Annotated in this window: 17 protein-coding genes and 1 tRNA gene; 8 read left to right on the top strand and 10 right to left on the bottom strand. The window is 70.5% G+C overall.

From position 1 onward, the window contains the following. Positions 1–11: 11 nt before the first annotated feature. Genes VGN74_RS10440 through VGN74_RS10450 form a run of 3 tightly spaced genes read right to left on the bottom strand, consistent with a single transcriptional unit; the run spans position 12 to position 4636 of the window. The gene (locus VGN74_RS10440; RefSeq protein ID WP_327447895.1) at positions 12–3215 is read right to left on the bottom strand and encodes an efflux RND transporter permease subunit; all 3204 of its coding nucleotides are present in this window, start codon (positions 3213–3215) and stop codon (positions 12–14) included. Then, positions 3212–4261 carry an efflux RND transporter periplasmic adaptor subunit gene (locus tag VGN74_RS10445; protein ID WP_327447901.1) on the bottom strand — a complete coding sequence of 350 codons (1050 nt, stop codon included), beginning with the start codon at positions 4259–4261 and terminating at the stop codon, positions 3212–3214. Before VGN74_RS10445 ends, VGN74_RS10440 begins: the two co-directional genes overlap by 4 nt. A gap of 18 nt (positions 4262–4279) precedes the next feature. Further along, positions 4280–4636 carry a rhodanese-like domain-containing protein gene (locus tag VGN74_RS10450; RefSeq protein ID WP_327447902.1) on the bottom strand — a complete coding sequence of 119 codons (357 nt, stop codon included), beginning with the start codon at positions 4634–4636 and terminating at the stop codon, positions 4280–4282. Between the two features lie 125 nt (positions 4637–4761). On the opposite strand from VGN74_RS10450, the gene VGN74_RS10455 reads away from it, so the two are divergent. Genes VGN74_RS10455 through VGN74_RS10465 form a run of 3 tightly spaced genes read left to right on the top strand, consistent with a single transcriptional unit; the run spans position 4762 to position 7565 of the window. Next, entirely contained in the window at positions 4762–6051 is a 1290-nt protein-coding gene (locus VGN74_RS10455; RefSeq protein WP_327447903.1) for an NAD(P)/FAD-dependent oxidoreductase, read from the top strand. 33 nt (positions 6052–6084) lie between these two features. Next, positions 6085–6288, top strand: coding sequence for a DUF2892 domain-containing protein (locus VGN74_RS10460; RefSeq protein ID WP_327447905.1), 204 nt, complete (start codon positions 6085–6087; stop codon positions 6286–6288). After that, positions 6285–7565, top strand: coding sequence for a TolC family protein (locus VGN74_RS10465; RefSeq protein ID WP_327447907.1), 1281 nt, complete (start codon positions 6285–6287; stop codon positions 7563–7565). The genes VGN74_RS10460 and VGN74_RS10465 overlap by 4 nt, the downstream gene beginning before the upstream one ends. 21 nt (positions 7566–7586) lie before the next feature. Here VGN74_RS10465 and VGN74_RS10470 read toward each other — a convergent pair whose 3' ends face one another. From VGN74_RS10470 to VGN74_RS10490, 5 genes are all read right to left on the bottom strand, one after another. Then, entirely contained in the window at positions 7587–8204 is a 618-nt protein-coding gene (locus VGN74_RS10470; protein ID WP_327447909.1) for a class I SAM-dependent methyltransferase, read from the bottom strand. Positions 8205–8226: 22 nt separating this feature from the next. Then, the gene (locus tag VGN74_RS10475) at positions 8227–8388 is read right to left on the bottom strand and encodes a hypothetical protein (RefSeq protein WP_327447911.1); all 162 of its coding nucleotides are present in this window, start codon (positions 8386–8388) and stop codon (positions 8227–8229) included. A gap of 21 nt (positions 8389–8409) precedes the next feature. Next, positions 8410–8796: a DUF983 domain-containing protein gene (locus VGN74_RS10480; protein ID WP_327447912.1), complete on the bottom strand. Its 387-nt coding sequence runs from the start codon at positions 8794–8796 to the stop codon at positions 8410–8412. Positions 8797–8889: 93 nt separating this feature from the next. Next, positions 8890–9537 (bottom strand): peroxiredoxin, encoded by a 648-nt coding sequence (locus VGN74_RS10485; protein ID WP_327447914.1) that lies wholly within the window; start codon positions 9535–9537, stop codon positions 8890–8892. 246 nt (positions 9538–9783) lie between these two features. Further along, positions 9784–9858 (bottom strand) — tRNA-Val (locus VGN74_RS10490). Positions 9859–10237: 379 nt separating this feature from the next. Between VGN74_RS10490 and VGN74_RS10495 the strand changes: the two genes are divergently transcribed. The 5 genes from VGN74_RS10495 (at position 10238) to VGN74_RS10515 (ending at position 17412) form a co-directional block, all read left to right on the top strand. Next, complete coding sequence (locus VGN74_RS10495; protein ID WP_327447916.1) at positions 10238–11752, top strand: hypothetical protein; 1515 nt, start codon at positions 10238–10240, stop codon at positions 11750–11752. Between the two features lie 73 nt (positions 11753–11825). Then, positions 11826–14456 (top strand): TonB-dependent receptor domain-containing protein, encoded by a 2631-nt coding sequence (locus tag VGN74_RS10500; protein ID WP_327447918.1) that lies wholly within the window; start codon positions 11826–11828, stop codon positions 14454–14456. Positions 14457–14568: 112 nt separating this feature from the next. Then, positions 14569–15867 carry a homogentisate 1,2-dioxygenase gene (gene hmgA, locus VGN74_RS10505; RefSeq protein WP_327447920.1) on the top strand — a complete coding sequence of 433 codons (1299 nt, stop codon included), beginning with the start codon at positions 14569–14571 and terminating at the stop codon, positions 15865–15867. Between the two features lie 89 nt (positions 15868–15956). Further along, positions 15957–16658, top strand: coding sequence for a Crp/Fnr family transcriptional regulator (locus tag VGN74_RS10510; RefSeq protein ID WP_327447922.1), 702 nt, complete (start codon positions 15957–15959; stop codon positions 16656–16658). A 193-nt stretch (positions 16659–16851) separates the two neighbouring features. Beyond that, positions 16852–17412 (top strand): HNH endonuclease, encoded by a 561-nt coding sequence (locus tag VGN74_RS10515; RefSeq protein ID WP_327447924.1) that lies wholly within the window; start codon positions 16852–16854, stop codon positions 17410–17412. 30 nt (positions 17413–17442) lie between these two features. Here the strand turns inward: VGN74_RS10515 and VGN74_RS10520 are convergent, their stop codons facing one another. Both VGN74_RS10520 and VGN74_RS10525 read right to left on the bottom strand, forming a co-directional pair. Continuing rightward, positions 17443–18051 (bottom strand): response regulator transcription factor, encoded by a 609-nt coding sequence (locus VGN74_RS10520; RefSeq protein ID WP_327447926.1) that lies wholly within the window; start codon positions 18049–18051, stop codon positions 17443–17445. Continuing rightward, complete coding sequence (locus VGN74_RS10525; protein WP_327447928.1) at positions 18048–19121, bottom strand: ATP-binding protein; 1074 nt, start codon at positions 19119–19121, stop codon at positions 18048–18050. The genes VGN74_RS10520 and VGN74_RS10525 overlap by 4 nt, the downstream gene beginning before the upstream one ends. Between the last annotated feature and the right edge of the window lie 482 nt (positions 19122–19603).

Raw genomic sequence — 19603 nt, forward strand, 5'->3', positions numbered from 1 at the left:
GCGCGCCCGCCTCAGGCCGGCTGGTCGTCCCTGAGCACCACATAGATCGCCGGGATCACCAGCACCGTCAGGACCGTCGACGAGGCGAGGCCGAACAGCAGGCTGATCGCCAGCCCCTGGAAGATGGGATCGAACAGGATCACGGCGGCGCCGATCATGGCCGCCAGCGCCGTCAGCAGGATCGGCTTGAAGCGGATGGCGCCAGCCTCCAGCAGCACCTCGCGCAGCGGGCGTCCATCCCCGCCGGTGTGACGGATGAAGTCGACCAGCAGGATGGAGTTGCGCACGATGATCCCGGCCAGGGCGATGAAGCCGATCATCGAGGTGGCGGTGAACGGCGCCTGGAACAGCATGTGGCCGATGACGATGCCCACCAGCGTCAGGGGGATCGGCGTCAGGATCACCAGCGGCAGGCGGAAGCTTTTGAACTGGGCCACCACCAGCACATAGATGCCGAGGATCGCCACAAGGAAGGCGGCGCCCATGTCGCGGAAGGTGACCCAGGTGATCTCCCATTCGCCGTCCCACAGGATGACCGGGCGGGTCTCGTCCTCGGGCTGGCCGTTGAGGCGGATCTGCGGGCGGGGCAGGTCGCCCCAGTCGGCGTCCTCGATGGCGCGGTTGATCGCCAGCATGCCGTAGATCGGCGCCTCATACTGACCGGCCAGCTCGGCCATCACCATGTCCACGTCGCGACCGTCGCGGCGATAGATGTGGGTCGAGCCGGGCTCCTCGCGGGCCTCGACCAGCTCGCCGAGGCTGACCAGACGCCCGCCCGGACCGGCGACGGCGACCGGGGTGGCGGCGAGCGCCTCGTCCCAGGTGCGGGCCGACTGGGGCAGGGCCAGGCGGATGGCCAGGGGGTCGCGCCCCTCGCCCCGATACATGTAGCCGAGGGTCTGGCCGCCCATCACCGCGCCGATGGAGTCGAGCACGTCGCGCTCGCGGGCGCCAAAGCGTTCGATCTGGCCGCGGTCCGGCGTGAGGCGCAGGCGCGGGCGCGGCAGGCCGTAGCTGTCGTCGATGTCGACGACGAACGGCACGGCGTGGAACAGGCTCTTGAGCTTCTCCGCCACGGCGCGCCGGGTGTCGGCGTCGGGGCCGTAAACCTCGGCCAGCAGGGTGGCCATGACCGGCGGTCCGGGCGGGGCCTCGACCACCTTCAGCGCTGTACCCGGCGGCAGGGTCAGCTCGCCCAGCCGCTGGCGCAGATCGAGGGCGATGGCGTGGCTGGCGCGGTCGCGGTGGTGCTTCGCCGCCAGGGTGATGGCGAGGTCGCCCTGCTCCGGCTGGCTGCGCAGGAAGTAGTGCCGGACCAGACCGTTGAAGTTGAACGGCGAGGCCGTGCCCGCATAGCTGTCGATCGCCTCCACCTCGGGGATCTGGCGGGCGATCGCCGCCGCCTCGCCGAGGACCCGCTGGGTCATCTCGAGGCTGGCGCCCTCCGGGAGATCCGCGACCAGCATCAGCTCCGACTTGTTGTCGAACGGCAGCAGCTTCACGGTCACGGCCTTGAAGTAGAACATCGACATCGACAGGACCGTCGCCACCCCGACGAGGATCAGGAAGGTCCAGGCTGACCGGCGCGTGGCGATGACGCGGCCGGCGACGCGGCGGTAGGCGCGGCCCATCCAGCCCTCGTCATGGCCGTGGCCGGCGGAGGACGGGCCGCCCTCCAGCGCCTTGCGCGCGAAGCGCACCATCAGCCACGGGGCAATGACCACGGCGACGAAGAAGCTGAAGATCATCGCCGCCGAGGCGTTGATCGGGATCGGCGCCATGTAGGGGCCCATCAGGCCCGAGACGAACAGCATCGGCAGCAGGGCGGCGACCACGGTCAGGGTCGCCACGACCGTCGGATTGCCGACCTCGGCCACGGCCTCGATGGCCGCCTCGACGCGGTCGCGGCCGTCCTTCATGGCCCAGTGCCGGGCGATGTTCTCGATCATGACGATGGCGTCGTCGACGAGGATGCCGATCGAGAAGATCAGGGCGAACAGGCTGACCCGGTTGATGGTGAAGCCCATCAGGTTGGCGGCGAACAGCGTCAGCAGGATGGTGGTCGGGATCACCACGGCGGTGACCGCCGCCTCGCGCCAGCCGATGGCGAAGCCGATCAGCACCACGATCGAGACCGTGGCGAGGGCGAGGTGGAACAGCAGCTCGTTGGCCTTCTCGTTGGCCGTCTCGCCATAGTCGCGGGTGACCGCCACGTTCAGGCCCTCGGGCAGCAGCGTCCCCTTCAGGGTCTCGACCCGGTGCAGCACCGCCTCGGCGACCACCACGGCGTTGGCGCCCTCGCGCTTGGCGATGGCCAGGGTGACGGCGGGGGCCTCGCTCCAGGCCCCGGCCTCATCGCGCGCCCAGCGCGTGACCCGCGACTGGTCGTCGGCGGGGCCGCGGATGACGCGGGCGACGTCGCGCACGGTGACGACCCCGCCGGTCGCGGTCGGGACCTCGAGCAGTTCCAGTTCGCTGACCGTCGCGAGCGTCCGGCCGGCGATGACCGCCCGGGCCCCGCCGTCGTCGCGGACGAGCCCGCCGGGCAGGGCGCGATTGGCCTGACGCACGGTCTCCATCAGGCTGCCGAGCGCGACGCCGTGCAGGGCCAGCCGCGCCGGATCGGGCTCGATGCGGACCTCCTCGGGCTGGCCGCCGACGATGAAGGTCTGGCCGACGTCCTCGACCTTGACCACCTCGGTCTGCAGCTGGTCGGCGATCGTGCGCAGGGTGGCCTGGTCCCAGCGGTCCTGATGGTCTGCATCGGGCGACAGGGTCAGGGTCAGCATGGGCACGTCGTTGATGCCCTTGGCCCGGACGATCGGCTCCGGCAGGCCGGCCGGCAGGGCCGTCATGTTGGCGCGCAGGCGCTCATGGACCCGGACCACGGCGTTGTCCGGGTGGGTCCCGACCCGGAAGCGGGCCACCACCATGACCTGGTCGTCGTCGGCGAAGGTGTAGACGTGGTCGACGTCGGGGATGGCCTTGACCAGCCCTTCCAGCGGCTTGCCGACCAGTTCGACCGCGTCGCGCGCCGCCAGCCCGGGGGCCGGGGCGATGATGTCGATCATCGGCACGCTGATCTGCGGCTCTTCCTCGCGCGGGATGCTGACGAGGGCGAGCAGGCCCATGGCCACCGCCGCCATCAGGATCAGCGGGGTCAGGGGCGAACGGATGAAGGCCGCGGTCAGGCGGCCGGAGAGTCCGAGGTTCACCGGTCGGCTCCCTCACGGCGCGGCGCGGCGGCGGGGGCCACGAGGCGATCGCCCTCGCGCAGGCCGCTGAGGATCTCCACCGTGTCAGGCTCGGGGCCCGGCGCGGTCTGCACCGGGGTGTCCTGCCCGCTGGCGAGGCGGACATAGTCCACCCCGAAACGGGTCGAGACGAGCGCGCGCGGCAGCACGATCGCCGGGCGCTCGCCGACGGGCAAGCGCACGCCGATGCGGCGCCCGATGAGGGAGGGGTCGAGCCCGGCGGCGTCGATGTCGGCGATCACCTGGCCGGCCTCCACGGCGGGGTAGACCTGGGCGATGGCGGCGGTGGTGCGGGGCCCGGCCGGGCCATCGGGGGTCAGCTCCACCCGGGCGCCGACGCGCAGGGCGCCGGCCTGCCCGTCGGGCAACTGGACGCGCACGACGAGCGGGCCCGAGGTGACGGTGGCGATGCTCTGGCCGGGCATGACGACCGAGCCGACCGGCACGTCGGCGCGCAGCACGCGGCCGCTGCCGGGGGCGAGGATGGCGCCCTGGGCCCCCATCTCGGCGCTGGCGGCGCGCTGGGCCTGCACGGCCTCCAGCTGGCCCCGGGCGGCGCGGGCGGCGGCCTCGACCTGGTCCAGTCGCGCCCGGGCGTAGACGCCCTGCTCGTACAGGCGGCGGGTCCGGGCGAGGTCGGCCTCGGCGCGGGCCGCCTCGGCCTCGGCGGCGCGCACGAGGGCGGCGTAGCTGGCGGTCTCCAGCCCGATCCGGGCGTCGCGGACGACCCCGATCACCTGTCCGGCGCGGACCATGTCGCCCTCGCGGACATTGAGGCTCACGAGGGTGCCTCCGGTGCGGGCCGAAGCCTCGCCAAGGTCGCGCGTCGTGATCTCGCCGGCGACCGGCTTCATGTCGGCGACCAGACGGGTCTGGACGGCCACAGCCGGCCCGGTCGGGGCGGCGGCCGCGGGCGCTTCACGGGCGTCATGGCCGTCGGAACAGGCGGCCAGGGGCGCCGTAGCGAGCAGCAGGGCGGCGGCGAGGCGGGCGGCAGGGGCGGTCATGGGGCGCTCCGTGTCGGGTCAGGCCGGCTGGCCGGTGGCCGGGTCGATGCGGATCACCGGCAGGCCGGCGGCCTTCCAGGCGCCGATCCCCCCGGCGAGGTGGCGGTCGGCGGGCAGGCCGGACAGGCGGCAGGCGACCACGGCCTTCATCGACCGCATGCCCGAGCCGCACTGGAAGATGACCCGCGCCGGATCGACCACAGCCAGCAGGCTCGACGGGTCGAAGGTCGACAAGGGCAGGTTCAGCGCGCCGGCGATCCGTTCCGCGGCGAACTCGGCCGGCTCGCGGACATCGACGATCAGCGCCTGGCCGGCCTGCTGCGCCGCAAGGGCGGCGGCGGCGGCGACGTTCTGGATCTCGGGATTCTCGTTCACGGTCAGCACCTTGGCTGGAGGCTATATTTATACATTTGCATATAATATAGTTATGAGCTATGGGTCAAGTCGCATCGGCCCCCGGCGTCGCGCGCCACGGGCCGCAAGGAACCGGAGGACACGCCATGGCCGACCCCGCCAAACCCCACATCGTCATCCTGGGCGCCGGCCTGGGCGGATCGATCGCCGCCTTCGAGATCAAGGACGCCGTGCGCGACCGCGCGCACATCACCGTGGTCAACAAGGGGCCGAGCTACAGCTTCGTCCCGTCCAACCCCTGGGTCGCCGTGCGGTGGCGCGACCGCGAGGCGATCGAGGTCGACCTGCGTCCGGTGATGAAGAAGCGGAAGATCGACTTCCTGACCTGCGGCGCGTCCCGGGTGCGGCCGGCGGACAACGCCGTCGACCTCGGCGACGGCTCGAGCCTCGCCTACGACTATCTGGTGATCGCCACGGGGCCGGAGCTGGCCTTCGACGAGATCGACGGGCTCGGGCCGCACGGCGGCTTCACCGAGTCGGTCTGTCATGTCGATCACGCCGAAGCGGCCAGCGAGGCGTTCGAGAGGCTGGCCGCCAATCCCGGGCCGGTCGTCGTCGGCGCGGTCCAGGGCGCGTCCTGTTTCGGCCCTGCCTATGAGTTCGCCCTGATCCTCGACACCGAGCTGAAGCGCCGCAAGGTGCGGGACCAGGTGCCGATGACCTTCGTCACCTCGGAGCCCTACATCGGCCACCTCGGGCTCGACGGGGTCGGCGACACAAAGGGGCTTCTGGAGAGCGAGCTGCGCCAGCGCCACATCAAGTGGGTCACCAACGCCCGGGTGACCTCGGTCGAGCCGGGCCTGATGCATGTCGAGGAGGTCGCCGAGGGCGGCGCCGTCAAGGCGACCCACGACCTGCCGTTCACCTATTCCATGATGCTGCCGGCCTTCCGCGGCGTGCCGGCGGTGTATGGCGTCGAGGGGCTGACCAATCCGCGCGGCTTCATCCTCGCCGACAAACACCAGCGCAACCCGACCTTCCCGAACGTCTATTCGCTGGGGGTGTGCGTGGCGATCCCGCCGATGGGGCCCACGCCCGTCCCGGTCGGGGTGCCCAAGACCGGCTTCATGATCGAGAGCATGGTCACGGCCATCGCTCACAACCTCAAGCAGGCGATCGCCGGCGAGGCGCCGACCCACGAGGCCAGCTGGAACGCCATCTGCCTCGCCGACTTCGGCGACGGCGGGGTGGCCTTCTTCGCCCAGCCGCAGATTCCGCCGCGCAACATCAACTGGGCGGCCAGCGGCAAATGGGTCCACCTCGCCAAGGTGGGCTTCGAGAAGTACTTCATTTCAAAGATCAAACGCGGCGAGAGCGTGCCCTTCTACGAGAAGATGGCGCTGGATCTGATCGGCGCCCACAAGCTCAAGAGCTGATCCTCACCGCCCGTCATTGCGAGGAAACCCGTCATGAACATCGACCGCGCCGTGCTGGCCTTCGCCGGCTTCGTCGTGCTGCTGGGCATCGCGCTCAGCCTGACGCTGCACCCCTCGTGGATCGGCCTGTCGGCCTTCGCCGGGCTCAACATGATCCAGGCGGCCTTCACCGGCTTCTGCCCGGCCGCCATGGTCTTCAAGGCCGTGGGCCTGCGCCCGGGGGCGGTGTTCCGATGAGCCTGAGAACGGCGACGGTCGCGCTGCTGCTCGGGCTGGCCACGGCCTCGCCGGCGGCGGCGATGGACCTGAAGACGGCGCTCGAGATGGCGCGCCGGTCCAGCCCCCTGCTGGCCATGGCCGAGGCCGGGGACGCGGCGGCGGCGGCGCGCCGGCGACAGGCCGAGGCGGCGCGTGGGCCGACCGTCACCGTCAGCGGCATGATCGCCGACGGCCATAGCGACCTCGACGGCTTCTTCGGCTTCGGGGCCACGGATGTCGCGCCGTCGGCGCTGATGCTCGAGGCGCGCCAGCCGCTGTTCACCAGCGGCGCGCTGCGGGCCGGACTCGCCGGCGCCGCCGCCGGGGTCGCGGGGGCCCGCGAAGGGCGCCGGGCGGCCGAGGCCGGCCTGACCGTGGCCGTCGTCACCGCCTTCGCCGATGTGCTCACGGCCGAGCAGGGGCTGGCCACGGCGCGTCGCCAGAGCGAGCTGCTCGCCGAGATCGCCCGCCAGGCCGCCGCCCGCTTCGAGGCCGGCGAGATCGCGCGCTCGGACCTGGCCGAGGCGACCGCCCGGCGGGCCGAGGCGCTCGCCGCGCGGTCCGAGGCCGAAGCCCGGCTGGAGGCGGCGCGGGCCGCCTTCGCCCGGGGGGTCGGGGCGCCGGCTGACGGGCTCGGCCCGCTGCCTCCGGCCCCGGACGTCGGGGCGGATGTGGCGGCGGCGCTTGAGGAGGCCCTGGCCTCCAGCCCCGGGCTTGCCGCAGCCGAGGCCGGGCTGGACGGCGCCCGGGCGCAGCTGGCCGCGGCGCGCGCCGGCTTCGGGCCGAGCGTGGCCGTCACCGCCCGCGCGTCGCAGACCCGCGACGAGTTCCTGCCCGGCTATCGCAACGACGAATGGCGGGTCGGGGTGCAGGGGCGCTGGGTGCTGTTCGACAGCGGCTCGACCGCTGCGGCGGTGTCCGCACAGGCGGCGGAGGTGCGCGCGGCGGAGGCCCGGTTGCGCGAGGCCCGGCGGGCGGTGGAGGCCGAGGTCCTGGCCGCCTTCCACGGGGCCCACGCGGCGCGCCTGCGTCTGGCCGCGGCCGAGGCGGCCTATGAGGCCAGCGTCATTTCCGCGGCCAGCGTGGCGGACGAGGTGGCGGCCGACGCGCGACCGCTGGTCGACCGGCTGGACGCGGAGGCGCGGGTGGCGGGGGCCGAGCGCGCCCGCGCCGCCGCGGCCCGCGACGCCCTGGTGCTGGCCTGCCAGCTGCGGGCCCTGGCCGGGGACGCGAGCTGCAGCGGCCTCGTCGACTGACGGCCGCCGGGAGCCCGCCGGTCAGGGACGCCGCGCCACCAGATCGATCAGCGCCGAGCGCCCGCGGTGCGCCGCGCCCTCGTCAAGGTCGCTGTCATGGCTGGCGAGGTGCAGGATCTCCAGATCGGCGAAGGCCGAGCGCAGCAGCGCCTCGGTGTAGAGGTTCTCGACCTGGCCGGGACCGCCTGTGCCGTAGGCCAGCTGCTCCGGGCGGTAGCCCTGCAGGATCAGCAGGCCGCCGGGCTTGAGGGCCGCCGCCATGCGACGGAACATGAGGTCGCGCGCGGGCGGCGGGGCGAACTGGATGAAGATGGCCACGACCACGTCGAACGCCGCCTCCGGCCAGGTCCAGGTCGCAAGATCAGCCACCCGGGCGTCGAGGGCGACCCCCCGGCGGGCGGCGAGGGCGCGGGCCTTGTCGACCGCCCTCGGCGAGACGTCGGTGGTGGTGACGCTCAGGCCCTGCTGCGCCAGCCAGACGCCATTGCGGCCATCTCCGTCGGCGACCGCGAGCGCGGTGAGACCCGGTTGCAGGCGGGCGGCCTGGGCGGCGAGAAAGGCGTTCGGCGCCTCGCCGAACAGATAGCCCTCGGCGGCGGCGTAGCGGGCGTCCCAGAAGTCGCGCGTGGCGGGGTCCATGATGGAGCGGCCTACACCCGTGTCAGCGCTTGAGGAAGCGGGCGAAGAACCCCTGACCTGGCTCCGCGGGGTGGCCGGGGCAGCGGGCTGACGGCGGATAGCCGCGCAGCACCTCCTCCACGTGCCGGCCGCAGCCGGCCCAGCCCATCTTGCCGCAGGTGCGGCACACCACTGCCCGACACATGACGCGGCTCCTTCGTGCGGATCAATCGACGGACGGGCGGCGCCAGTCCGCCGGCGCCGCCTTGCGGACATACTGCTCGGACACCAGCCAGCCCTTGACCGGCCGCAGCGAGGCCAGACAGGCCGCGGCGACGAGCGGCAGGGTGGTGACCATATGCACCCAGACGGGCGGATGGACGGTCAGGTCAAACGCCATCAGCCCGGCCACGCCGAGCGCGCCGACGGCGGACATGACGAAGAAGGCGGGCCCGTCCGCCGGCTCGGCGAAGCTGAAGTCCTGCCCGCAGGCGGGGCAGGCGTCGCGGACCGTGAGGTAGCCGCGCAGCAGCGGGCCCTCGCCGCAGCGCGGGCAGCGGCAGCGAAGGCCTGTCGACAAGGTGTTCGGGACGGGTGTCGGGATCGACGGCATGTCGGACCTCCGGAGGGTCTGGCGCAGTCGTCGGGCGAGCCGCCCGCGTCGCGAGGGCGCCCGGACCACCGGGGTCCGGGCGGGGGGGATGGCTCAGGCGGCGGCGGGGGCGGGCACCTCGCGCCGCGAGAAGTACCAGTCGGTGTAGTCGTAGCCTTCCGAGGCGCGGGCGTCGGCCGCGGCGGCGGTCTTCGGCGGCGGCACGATGGCCGGCTGGCCGGGGCGCCAGTTCTCGGGTGTCGCCACGCCGTGGGCGTCGGACGTCTGAAGGGCGGTCAGCAGCCGCACGAACTCGTCGATGCTGCGGCCGTTGCTCATCGGATAGTAGACCATGGCCCGGAGGACGCCGTCCGGGTCGATGAGGAAGGTCGCGCGGACGGCCGAGGTGTCGCTGGCGTCGTCGTGGATCATGCCGTAGGCGCGCGCCACCTCCATCTTCAGGTCCTCGATGATGGGGAAGGGGATGTCGACGCCGAACTTCTCGCGGATGTTCCGGGTCCAGGCCAGGTGCGAGAAGAGGCTGTCGATCGACAGACCGAGCAGCTCGCAGTTCATTGCGGCGAAGGTGTCGGCGTGGCGCGCGAAGCCGATGAACTCGGTGGTGCAGACCGGGGTGAAGTCCGCCGGGTGCGAGAACAGGATCAGCCACTTGCCGCGATAGTCCGCAAGGCTCCGGTCGCCGTGGGTGGTGCGAGCGTGGAAATCGGGGGCGGGCGCATTGAGGCGGGGCATCGACGTCATGGCGGTCTCCTTCAGACACCCCATCTCGCGCCCATTTATATAATTACGCAAACTAAATATTGTTATTCAGGCCATAGGCTTGGGTAATGGAGACCTGGCGTCTGCCACGGGCGTGCGCCGCCGCAGGTCGGGCGGTGGGGGCGATCGGGGGGCCTGAGGGTTTGCGGCTCGCGGCGAGGCCGGCGGAGCCCACACGCGCGCGGCGTCAGCGCCTGTCCGGCGTGGCGACTGCGGAATGTGGGGAAATGGTGGACGCGACAGGGATTGAACCTGTGACCCCTACGATGTCAACGTAGTGCTCTCCCGCTGAGCTACGCGTCCGCCAGGCGGTCCGGCCATGCCGGATCGGGAGGGGCGGCTATAGCCGGACGGCGCAGCCCTCGCAAGAGCCCTCGCGAAGCTCCTCGTCTCGCGCCTCACGCCCCCTTCCGCGCCCCTCTCGCCAGGGCGGGGTCTGTCGCGCGTGCGGCCGCGCCCGCCGCGGTCGTTATCCTGCGAATGCGCAGAATGCGGAATGTATATTTTGCGACACTTGCGCGCCGAATTAAGTACAGTTGCTCCGCATCAGGAGTGTGACGTAACATTCCCGCCATTGTCACGCCGCTATTACATAGAACGCCTAGTCAGTCGTCCCCGGGGTTGCTGGGGTGCGTCGTCCGTCGCGCGGTGACCCGATCCTTCAAGCGATGGGGAAACATCGATGCTTCGACTGACCAAGGTTCTGATGGCCGGCTGCGCCGTTCTGGCGCTGGCCGCGTGCGGCGGCGGCGCGGAGGTGGCCTCGCCGGGCGAGGGCAACTTCGGCAATGGCGGCAACACTGGCGGCGGCACGACCCCGCCCCCGACCACCCCGGCCCCGGGCACCCCGGCGGCCAGCTGCCCGACCGGCACCACCAACGTCGGCACGGTCGCCAACGGCACCCTGCGCGCCTGCCAGCTGCCGAACCAGATCGTCGGCGCCCTGGCGCTGCCGAACACCGCCGGCCTGGTCTATTCGATCAACGGCGTGGTGCAGGTCGGCGTCGACCGCGGCATCGACGGGGCCGGCGGCCAGCAGGGCACCCTGACCATCGATCCGGGCGTGCGCGTGTTCGCGAACCAGGGCTCGGACGCCCTGATCGTCAACCGCGGCTCGCAGCTGTTCGCCGAGGGCACCGCGTCCAACCCGATCATCTTCACCAGCCGCCAGAACATCGAGGGCACGACCACCGAGACCTCGCAGGGTCAGTGGGGCGGCATCGTTCTGGCCGGCCGCGCGCCGCAGGCCAACTGCCAGCTTGTGGCGCCGGTCACCTGCACCGGCTTCGTCGAGGGCGGCACCCAGGTGTCCTACGGCGGCAACACCCCGGCCGACAGCTCGGGCCGCCTGCGTTATGTGCAGATCAAGTACTCGGGCTTTGAAGTGTCGCCGGGCAACGAGCTGCAGGGCCTGACCACGGCCGGCGTAGGTTCGGGTACGGTCATCGAGTACATCCAGGTTTACAACAGCTCGGATGACGGCATCGAGATCTTCGGCGGCACGCACAACATCCGCTACGTCGTGATCAACGGCGCCGACGACGACGGTCTGGACACGGACACCGGCTGGCGCGGCGGGGCCCAGTTCGGCATCGTCACCCAGCGTCCGACCACCGGCACCAGCCGCTCGGCCGGTTTCGAGTTCTCGGCCGCCCCGACCTCGGTGCCGCTGGCTTCGCGCCTGAACTCGCAGCCGAAGATCTCGAACTTCACCCTGGTCGGCCGTCAGGCCGCCGTGAACGCCCACACCGTCGCCCACTTTGACTCGGGCTCGGACGCCACGGTGATCAACTCGGTCTTCACCAACCCGACCGGTTCGCTGTCGGGCTGTCTCGATCTGGCCGACGCCGACACCGTCTCGGTGGCCCCGACCTTCAACTCGGTGTTCATGTCCTGCGCCATCCCGTTCCGCACCCAGTCGGGTCAGGCGGCGAACGTTCCGGGCGTGTTCAACGCCGGGACCAACAACACCTCGAACGGGACCTCGACCCTGCAGGCTCCGGCCTCGGGCACGACGATCTCGAACCAGGACCTGCGCTTCATCAACGGCGCCAACGAGAACGCGGTGGCGGTGACCAACGCGCCCTCGACCTACAGCGCCTTCACCGCCGTGACCTACATCGGCGCGGTGCAGAACCAGAGCGACACCTGGTGGCGTGGCTGGACCTGCGGCCTGACCGCCGGTCTGACCTGCTGAGGATGAACCCCGGGGCGGCGGGATCACCCGCCGCCCTTCGTCCTCCTGTCGTTTCTCTCGCAAGGCGCAGATCATGAAGAAAATTTCGCTTTCATTGAGCGGACTGCTGCTGGCCACGACCGCGATGATCGCGCCTGGCCTCGCCGCCGCCCAGACCGCCCCCGCCCAGGATCCCCGGGACGAAGTCGCCACGGTCGAGGAGATCGTGGTGCTCGGCCGTTTCATCCCCGAGCCGCTGCGCGAGACCTCCGAGGTCGCGGCGTTCCTGACGGCTGAAGACATTCAGCGGACCGGCGACTCCACGGCCGCCGAGGCCCTCACCCGCGTCACCGGCCTGACCATTGTCGAAGACCGCTTCATCTATGTGCGCGGCCTCGGCGAGCGCTATTCGTCGGCCCTGCTGAACGGCTCGCCGCTGCCCAGCCCCGAGCCGCTGCAGCGCGTCGTGCCGCTGGACCTGTTCCCGTCGAACATCCTCGGCGGCGTGACGGTGCAGAAGACCTATTCGCCCAACTATCCGGGCGAGTTCGGCGGCGGCGTGATCGATCTGCAGACGGTCGATGCCCCCAACGAGCCGTTCTTCAACGTGCAGGGCGGGATCGGCTACAATTCCGAGACGACCGGTCGCGACAACCTGACCTATTACGGCGGCCAGTCCGACTGGACTGGCTTCGACTCCGGTGTGCGCGACGTGCCGGGTCCGCTGGCCCTCGCCTTCGCCCGCGGCCGTCAGATCGGCCAGGCCAACTTCACCGACCGTGAGCTGCAGCTGATCGGCCAGTCGCTGGTGAATGCGCCGCTGCGCCTGCTCCAGTTCGACGAATCCCCGGTCAACTGGGGCCTCGATGTCGAGGGCGGCTTCTCGCACGACACCGGCGTGGGCACGCTCGGCGTCATCGCCGTGGCCGGCTACTCCAACAGCTGGAGCGCCCGCGAGGGCTTCCAGGAGGCGGCCCTGCTGGACGGCGGCGCCCTCGAGGCGGGCACCGCCTACGCGTTCGCGTCCGGCCAGAACGACGTGCAGCTGAACGCCCTGACCTCGATCGCCTTCTCGACGCTCGATCATGAGGTCAAGTGGACCAACTTCTTCGTCCGCTCGACCACCAAGGAAGCCCGCAGCCGGCAGGGGTTCAACCTCGCGTTCGGCGGCGAGGTCCGTCAGGACTTCACCGAATACTTCGTGCGTCAGCTGTTCTCGACGCAGCTGGCCGGCGAGCACAGCTTCCTCGACGGGGCGCTGGACGTCAGCTGGCGCGGATCCTACGCCGTGTCCGAACGTGACGCCCCGTATGAGACGCAGTTCGGCTACGGCCAGGCCGCGGATGGCGCCTTCATCCACGACATCGACACCAACCTGATCTCGTTCAGCGAGCTGAACGATGAGCTTTACTCGGCCGGGGCGGATGTCAGCTACACCCTGCCCCTGTCCGACGCCCGCGACGCGGTCTTCTCGGCCGGGGTGGCGTGGCTGGACAACACCCGGGACTCGGTGCGCCGCGATCTCAGCTTCGTGGCCCCCAACGGGCTCTCGGACAGCCAGGTGCGGTCGCGGGTCGACTTCCTGTTCTCGGACTTCAACATCAACCCGAACACCCTGGTGATCCGGGAGGCGACCAACGCCGCCAGCGCCCCGGCCTATGAGGGCGAGCTGACGGTCAACGCCGCCTACGTCCAGGCCGATGTCGAGGTGATCCCGCTGGTCCGCGTCTCGGCGGGCGTGCGCTACGAGGATGCCGAGCAGCGGGTCATCCCGATCGACCTGCTGAACACCGGCCTGCTGTTCACCCCGACCTCGATCGAGGAACAGTACTGGCTGCCGGCGGCGACCCTGACCTGGAACTTCGCCGAGGACCTGCAGCTGCGCCTGGGGGCCTCCAGGACCATCGGTCGTCCGCAGTTCCGCGAACTGGCCCCGCAGGCCTACACGGACCCCGAGACCGATCGCCGGTTCATCGGCAACCCCTATCTGGTCGACACCGAGCTGACCAACTACGACGCCCGCGTCGAATGGTACTTCGAGCGCGGCCAGTATCTGACCGCCGGCGTCTTCTACAAGGAGCTGGAGAACCCGGTCGAGGCGACGATCAACGAGGTCGCCCTGCTGGAGTATCAGCAGACCTTCCTCAACGCGCCGCAGGCGACGCTGATGGGCTTCGAGATCGACGGGAAGACGTATTTCGACTTCCCCGAGGCCGGCCTGCCCTTCATCGCCGACAAGCGGTGGCTCATCCAGGCGAACTACACCTTCACCGACTCCGAGATCCAGGTGGATGCGGCCGACCGTGTGCTGACCCTCGGCGGTCAGGGCATTGGCGAGCCGGCCAACTTCTACCTGACCGACGGGGCCCGGCTGCAAGGTCAGTCCGAGCATGTGGCCAACCTGCAGCTCGGCTGGGAAGACGACAACGCCCGCTCGCAGGCGACCCTGATCGTCAACTACGTCTCGGACCGCATCACCGCGCGCGGCCCCGGCCTCGGCGGCAACCGCCTGCCCGACTTCATCCAGGAGCCCGGCGTGTTCCTCGACCTGGTGTACCGCAAGGATTTCACCGCGATGGGCCGCGACCTGGGCATGGCTCTGGAGCTGCGCAACCTGCTCGGCACCGAGTTCGACGAGTTCCAGGAGCTCGGCGACGACAAGATCCGCGTCAATCAGTACGATCTGGGCTCCAGTCTGTCGGTGAGCCTGACCGCCCGCTTCTGATCCGGGCTCAAGGTCTGCCGACTTCGCCGCCCCGTCCGGGTCTCCCGGGCGGGGCGGTCGCATTGTGGGCCCCTGTCGCGGTCGCTAGAACCCTCCGCAAGGAGAGACGCCCATGACGACGCGATCCAACGCGCCCGCCTACATCACCGGCTTCGGCGCCCATGTGGAGACCGAGGCGGTGGCCGGGGCCCTGCCGGTCGGCCGCAACTCGCCGCAGCGCCATCCGCTGGGGCTGTACGCCGAGCAGTTGTCCGGCACCGCCTTCACCGCGCCGCGCAGCGAGAACCGGCGCAGCTGGCTGTACCGGCTGCGGCCCAGCGCCCAGCATCCGCCCTACCGGCCGTTCGCGCAGGGCCAGGTGCGCTCCGGCCCGTTCGACGAGGTTCCGCCGAGCCCCAACCGCCTGCGCTGGGACCCGCTGCCGCTGCCGGAGACGCCGACCGACTGGGTCGAGGGGCTGGTCACCTATGGCGGCTGCGGCGACGCCGCGACCCAGGGCGGGGTCGGGATCCATCTGTACGCCGCCAACCGCTCGATGGTGGACCGGCTGTTCTACTGCGCTGACGGCGAGCTGCTGATCGTGCCGCAGCAGGGGACCCTGACCCTGAAGACCGAGTTCGGGGTCCTGGAGACGCCGCCCGGCCATATCGCTGTCATTCCGCGCGGGGTGCGCTTCCGCGTCGAGGTCGAGGGCCCGGTGCGCGGCTATGTCTGCGAGAACTACGGCGCGCCGTTCCGCCTGCCGGACCTGGGGCCCATCGGCGCCAACGGCCTGGCCAACCCGCGCGACTTCGAGACCCCGGTCGCCTGGTTCGAGGACGTCGACCGGCCGACCGAGGTGGTGCAGAAGTTCCAGGGCGCGCTCTACGCCACGACCTTCGACCACAGCCCGCTGGACGTCGTGGGCTGGCATGGCAACCACGCGCCGTACCGCTACGATCTGGCCCGGTTCAACACGATCAACACGGTCAGCTACGACCACCCGGACCCGTCGATCTTCACGGTGCTGACCAGCCCGTCGGACACGCCGGGCACGGCCAACTGCGACTTCGTCATCTTCCCGCCGCGCTGGATGGTGGCCGAGGACACCTTCCGCCCGCCGTGGTTCCACCGCAACGTCATGAGCGAGTTCATGGGGCTGGTGCACGGGGCCTATGACGCCAAGGAGGGCGGCTTCGCCCCGGGCGGCGCCTCGCTGCACAACTGCATGAGCGGTCACGGTCCGGACCAGCCGTCGTGGGACAAGGCGACCCACACCGAGCTGAAGCCGCACAAGATCGAGAACACCCTGGCCTTCATGTTCGAGACGCGCTGGGTGATCCGGCCGACGGGGTGGGCCATGGCGACGCCGCAGATGCAGCTGGACTACGACGACGTCTGGCGCGGTTTCGACAAGGGTCGTGTGGGCTGAGGGAACCGGCGACGGACTTCGGCCGTTGGCGCGTTCAAGCAGGGACCGTTGCGTCGCCACGATCCCGCGCCCTCCAGCCGACGGCCGACATGTTTCCCACCCGGGGCTCAAACCAGCTGATCGCCGCGCTCGGCGCGGCAGACCGCGAGGCATTGCTGGCGGCGACGACGCCCGTGGCGTTCCGGCTGGGCGAGATCTTCGCCGAGCCGGGCGATCTGGTTGAGGACCTGCACTTCGTCGAGAGCGGCATCATCTCGGCGGTGGCCATCATGCAGGATGGTCGTTCCGTGGAGACCTATATGGTCGGCCCGGAGGGCATGACCGGCATCTGCAGTTTCGCGGTCAGCATCCCCGTCTACACCCGGCTTGTCGCCCAGTCGTCGGGCACGGCGCGGCGGATTGCGGCGGACGACCTGCGCGTCCTCGCCGAGGCGCGGCCCGGCCTGCGCCAGGTGCTGGCCAGCTATGCGGCGCGGCTGAAGCGGGAGCTGGAACAGTCCTCGGCCTGCAACGCCCTGCACCGGTCGGACCAGCGCTTCGCCAAATGGCTGCTGCGGTGCCACGACCGGCTGGACGGCGACGACCTGATGCTGACCCAGGAGTATCTGGCGTCGATGCTCGGCTCGCAGCGGACGACGGTGAACGAGGCCGCCCAGCAGCTGCAGCGGGCGGGCGCGATCGCCTATTCCCGCGGACGGGTGCGGATCACCGACCGGTCGGCGCTCGAGCGGGCGGCCTGCGAATGCTACAGCCTGTGGCCGGCGCCGCTGCGCAAGGCCGTGCCGGCGTAGACGCCCTTGACCGCCCGCGGTCTCGACATGCGGGCTCTACAGGGGCCGGCAAAGGGCGCGCGGGGGTCATGGCCCCGTCATCGAATCCCGGTTATGCAAAGGCGTTCGCCTGACCCGTACACCGAAGGAGATTCGCCTTCAGTCGCGTCACGTCGCCTCTCTGCCGTAGCGCCGCCGGCGCGGGACGGACCTGATGCAGGTCCTCGTCAATCCGCCGTCCGGCTGGCCCGCGCTCGTGCTCAACGCCGACTTCCGGCCGCTGTCCTACTATCCCCTGTCGATCTGGCCCTGGCAGGAGGTGGTCAAGGCGGTGTGGCAGGACCGGGTCGATGTGGTCTCGACCTATGACAAGGTGGTGCGCAGCCCGTCGATGGAGTTCCGGCTGCCCAGCGTGGTGTCGCTGAAGAGCTACATCGACCAGGACCGGGCACCGGCCTTCACCCGCTTCAATGTGTTCCTGCGCGACGGCTTTGCCTGTCAGTACTGCGGGGCGAGGGGCGAGCTGACCTTCGACCATGTGGTGCCGCGCTCGCACGGGGGTCGCACCACCTGGGACAACATCGTCGCCGCCTGTTCGCCCTGCAACCTGCGCAAGGGCGGGCGGACCCCGGCCCAGGCGGGGATGCCGGTGCGGCGCCGGCCGGTGCGGCCGAACGCCTGGCAGCTGCAGGACCTCGGCCGGCGTTTCCCGCCCAACTACCTGCACCAGAGCTGGCTCGACTATCTGTACTGGGACATCGAGCTGGAGCCCTGAGGCGGGGCCGGAGGCGGCGTCAGGGCAGCGTCAGACCTGCTCGATGTGCAGGGACATGCGGATCAGCGCCGGCAGGTTGGCGGCGCCCATCTTGTGCATGACATTGGCGCGGAAGATCTCGACCGTCCGGGGACTGATCGACAGGTTGGCGGCGATCTCCTTGCTGGAGCGCCCCTCGACCAGGGCATCGAACACCTGCCGCTCGCGCGGCGACAGGCGGGCCAGCCCCTGACGCACCGCCTCGGCCGCCTCGGCCCGGTTGCGCCGCCATTCGATCAGCTTGAGCGACCCCCGGATCGCCTCGATCAGGCGCTGGGGCTCGAACGGCTTCTCGATGAAGTCGACCACGCCGGCCTTCATCAGGGCGACGGCGGTGGTGACCTCGGCATGGCCGGTGATGACCACGATCGGCCAGAGCGCGCCCTTGGCCTCGAGCAGGCGCTGCACCAGGTCCACGCCCGACATGCCGGGCATGCGCACATCGGTCAGGACGCAGGCGGACTCGGCGTCGGGCAGGCGCTCGAGGAAGTCGACGCCGCTGGCGAAGCCGCGGGCGGTGATGCCCTCGGCGCGCAGCATCTCGACGAGGGCGTCACGCATGGCGTCATCGTCGTCGATGACAAACACCGGATGGGTCACGCGGCCGCCTCCGCCGCCGCGGCGCGCGCCAGGGTGAAGCGGAAGGCGGCGCCGCCCAGGGCGCTGCGCTCGACGGCGAGGTCGCCGCCGTGGGTCTCGACGATCTTGCGGGTCACCGAAAGCCCGAGGCCCATGCCGGACCTCTTGGTCGTCATCAGGGGACGGAAGATGGCGTCGACCTGGTCGGGCGCGACACCCGGGCCATTATCCTCAACGCGGAGCTCGTAGCGCGCCGCGTCCAGCCGGGTTCCGACGAGGCGAACGCGACGCTCCTCGCCGCCGGCCACGGCCTCCACGGCATTGCGCACAAGATTGATGATCGCCTGCTGGAGCTGGATGCGATCCGCCAGCACCTCGTCATCGCGATCGTCGAGCGTGACTTCGAGGATGACGCCGCTGTCCCGTTCGATCATCCCGAGGAGGCCGGACATGTCGGCGATCATTTCGGACACCCGCTCCGTCCCGAACGCCCGCGCCTCCGGCGTCAGCTGCTCGCGCATCCGGCGGATGATGGCTCCGGCGCGCAGCAGCTGGGTCTTGGCCAGGTTGACGTTGCGCCCCGCCTCGTCGTCCGGCAGCCCGTGACGCGCCAGATTGGTCTGGGCGGTATGCAGATAGGCCGCGGCTGCGGCGAGCGGCTGGTTGAGCTCATGGGCGAGGCCGGCGGCCATCTCGCCGAGGGAGTTGACCCGCCAGACGCGCGCCAGCTGATCCTGAAGGTCTTGGGAGTGGGCCTCGGCGGCATAGGCCACCGAGACATCGACCACCCACAGCGCCACCCAGGCATGATCCGGATCCCCGCGCTCCGGGCTGACCCACATCTTGATGGGGAACACCCGACCGTCGCCGGTCCGACCGCTCAGGGTCGCCTGCCCTGCCGCGACCGTGGCGGCGAGATCGAAGCCGGGCGCCAGGTCTTCCACAGCCCGTCCCTGCAGATCGGCAGGCGTCGCGCCGAACAGCGCCGCGCCTCCCGCCGTGGACATCACAATGCGCCCCCGACCGTCGACGATCAGGAGGGGGGCGGAGTCCACCGCGGCCGCAAGCAGGTCGTCTGTCGTTCTCATCATCTCTCCCGCGGGCGGCGCCGGCGAAAGGGTCCGGAAAAGGCGCAGACGTCGGGCGAAATCCCCTCGGCCTGTGCAACTGGAATACTCAAGCTTCCCAGCCTGGCGCAGGACGTGTCCCCGTCTGAAGCCTCGAAGCGATAGTCATTCTTAATTGCTGCGGCGCATCAAGTCGCCGTTGCGTTCATCGCAACTGTTCGACGAAACACCCGCGAGCTCCTCTCCTGATTCATTGCTAGCACACAAGTGTTGAGGCGTGCACGTCAAACTGTAACGGCCGAGACATCATGGGTTGCAATGACGTTTCGGACGCAGATGGCGCCGCGGTGCGCCGCCTCTCCAGGGCCGGGCGGGCGATTGCACGGGCCTTGGCGCCGCAAAAGGCGGCCGGACCAGCGCGGTCACTACGTAATCCTCCGTACTGCGCCATTTACGAACGGTAGGAGGCTGGCGGGCAGGATAAGCGCACGTTTCATTAATGCGAA

This window comes from Brevundimonas sp. (genome assembly GCF_035998205.1).
GTDB lineage: Bacteria > Pseudomonadota > Alphaproteobacteria > Caulobacterales > Caulobacteraceae > Brevundimonas.

Excerpts from the sequence above, each read along its gene's own strand:
- VGN74_RS10445 (WP_327447901.1), bottom strand. The coding sequence starts at position 4,261 with ATGACCGCCCCTGCCGCCCGCCTCGCCGCCGCCCTGCTGCTCGCTACG.
- VGN74_RS10455 (WP_327447903.1), top strand. The coding sequence starts at position 4,762 with ATGGCCGACCCCGCCAAACCCCACATCGTCATCCTGGGCGCCGGCCTG.
- VGN74_RS10460 (WP_327447905.1), top strand. The coding sequence starts at position 6,085 with ATGAACATCGACCGCGCCGTGCTGGCCTTCGCCGGCTTCGTCGTGCTG.
- VGN74_RS10465 (WP_327447907.1), top strand. The coding sequence starts at position 6,285 with ATGAGCCTGAGAACGGCGACGGTCGCGCTGCTGCTCGGGCTGGCCACG.
- VGN74_RS10470 (WP_327447909.1), bottom strand. The coding sequence starts at position 8,204 with ATGGACCCCGCCACGCGCGACTTCTGGGACGCCCGCTACGCCGCCGCC.
- VGN74_RS10475 (WP_327447911.1), bottom strand. The coding sequence starts at position 8,388 with ATGTGTCGGGCAGTGGTGTGCCGCACCTGCGGCAAGATGGGCTGGGCC.
- VGN74_RS10480 (WP_327447912.1), bottom strand. The coding sequence starts at position 8,796 with ATGCCGTCGATCCCGACACCCGTCCCGAACACCTTGTCGACAGGCCTT.
- VGN74_RS10485 (WP_327447914.1), bottom strand. The coding sequence starts at position 9,537 with ATGACGTCGATGCCCCGCCTCAATGCGCCCGCCCCCGATTTCCACGCT.
- VGN74_RS10495 (WP_327447916.1), top strand. The coding sequence starts at position 10,238 with ATGCTTCGACTGACCAAGGTTCTGATGGCCGGCTGCGCCGTTCTGGCG.
- VGN74_RS10500 (WP_327447918.1), top strand. The coding sequence starts at position 11,826 with ATGAAGAAAATTTCGCTTTCATTGAGCGGACTGCTGCTGGCCACGACC.
- hmgA (WP_327447920.1), top strand. The coding sequence starts at position 14,569 with ATGACGACGCGATCCAACGCGCCCGCCTACATCACCGGCTTCGGCGCC.
- VGN74_RS10510 (WP_327447922.1), top strand. The coding sequence starts at position 15,957 with ATGTTTCCCACCCGGGGCTCAAACCAGCTGATCGCCGCGCTCGGCGCG.
- VGN74_RS10515 (WP_327447924.1), top strand. The coding sequence starts at position 16,852 with ATGCAGGTCCTCGTCAATCCGCCGTCCGGCTGGCCCGCGCTCGTGCTC.
- VGN74_RS10525 (WP_327447928.1), bottom strand. The coding sequence starts at position 19,121 with ATGATGAGAACGACAGACGACCTGCTTGCGGCCGCGGTGGACTCCGCC.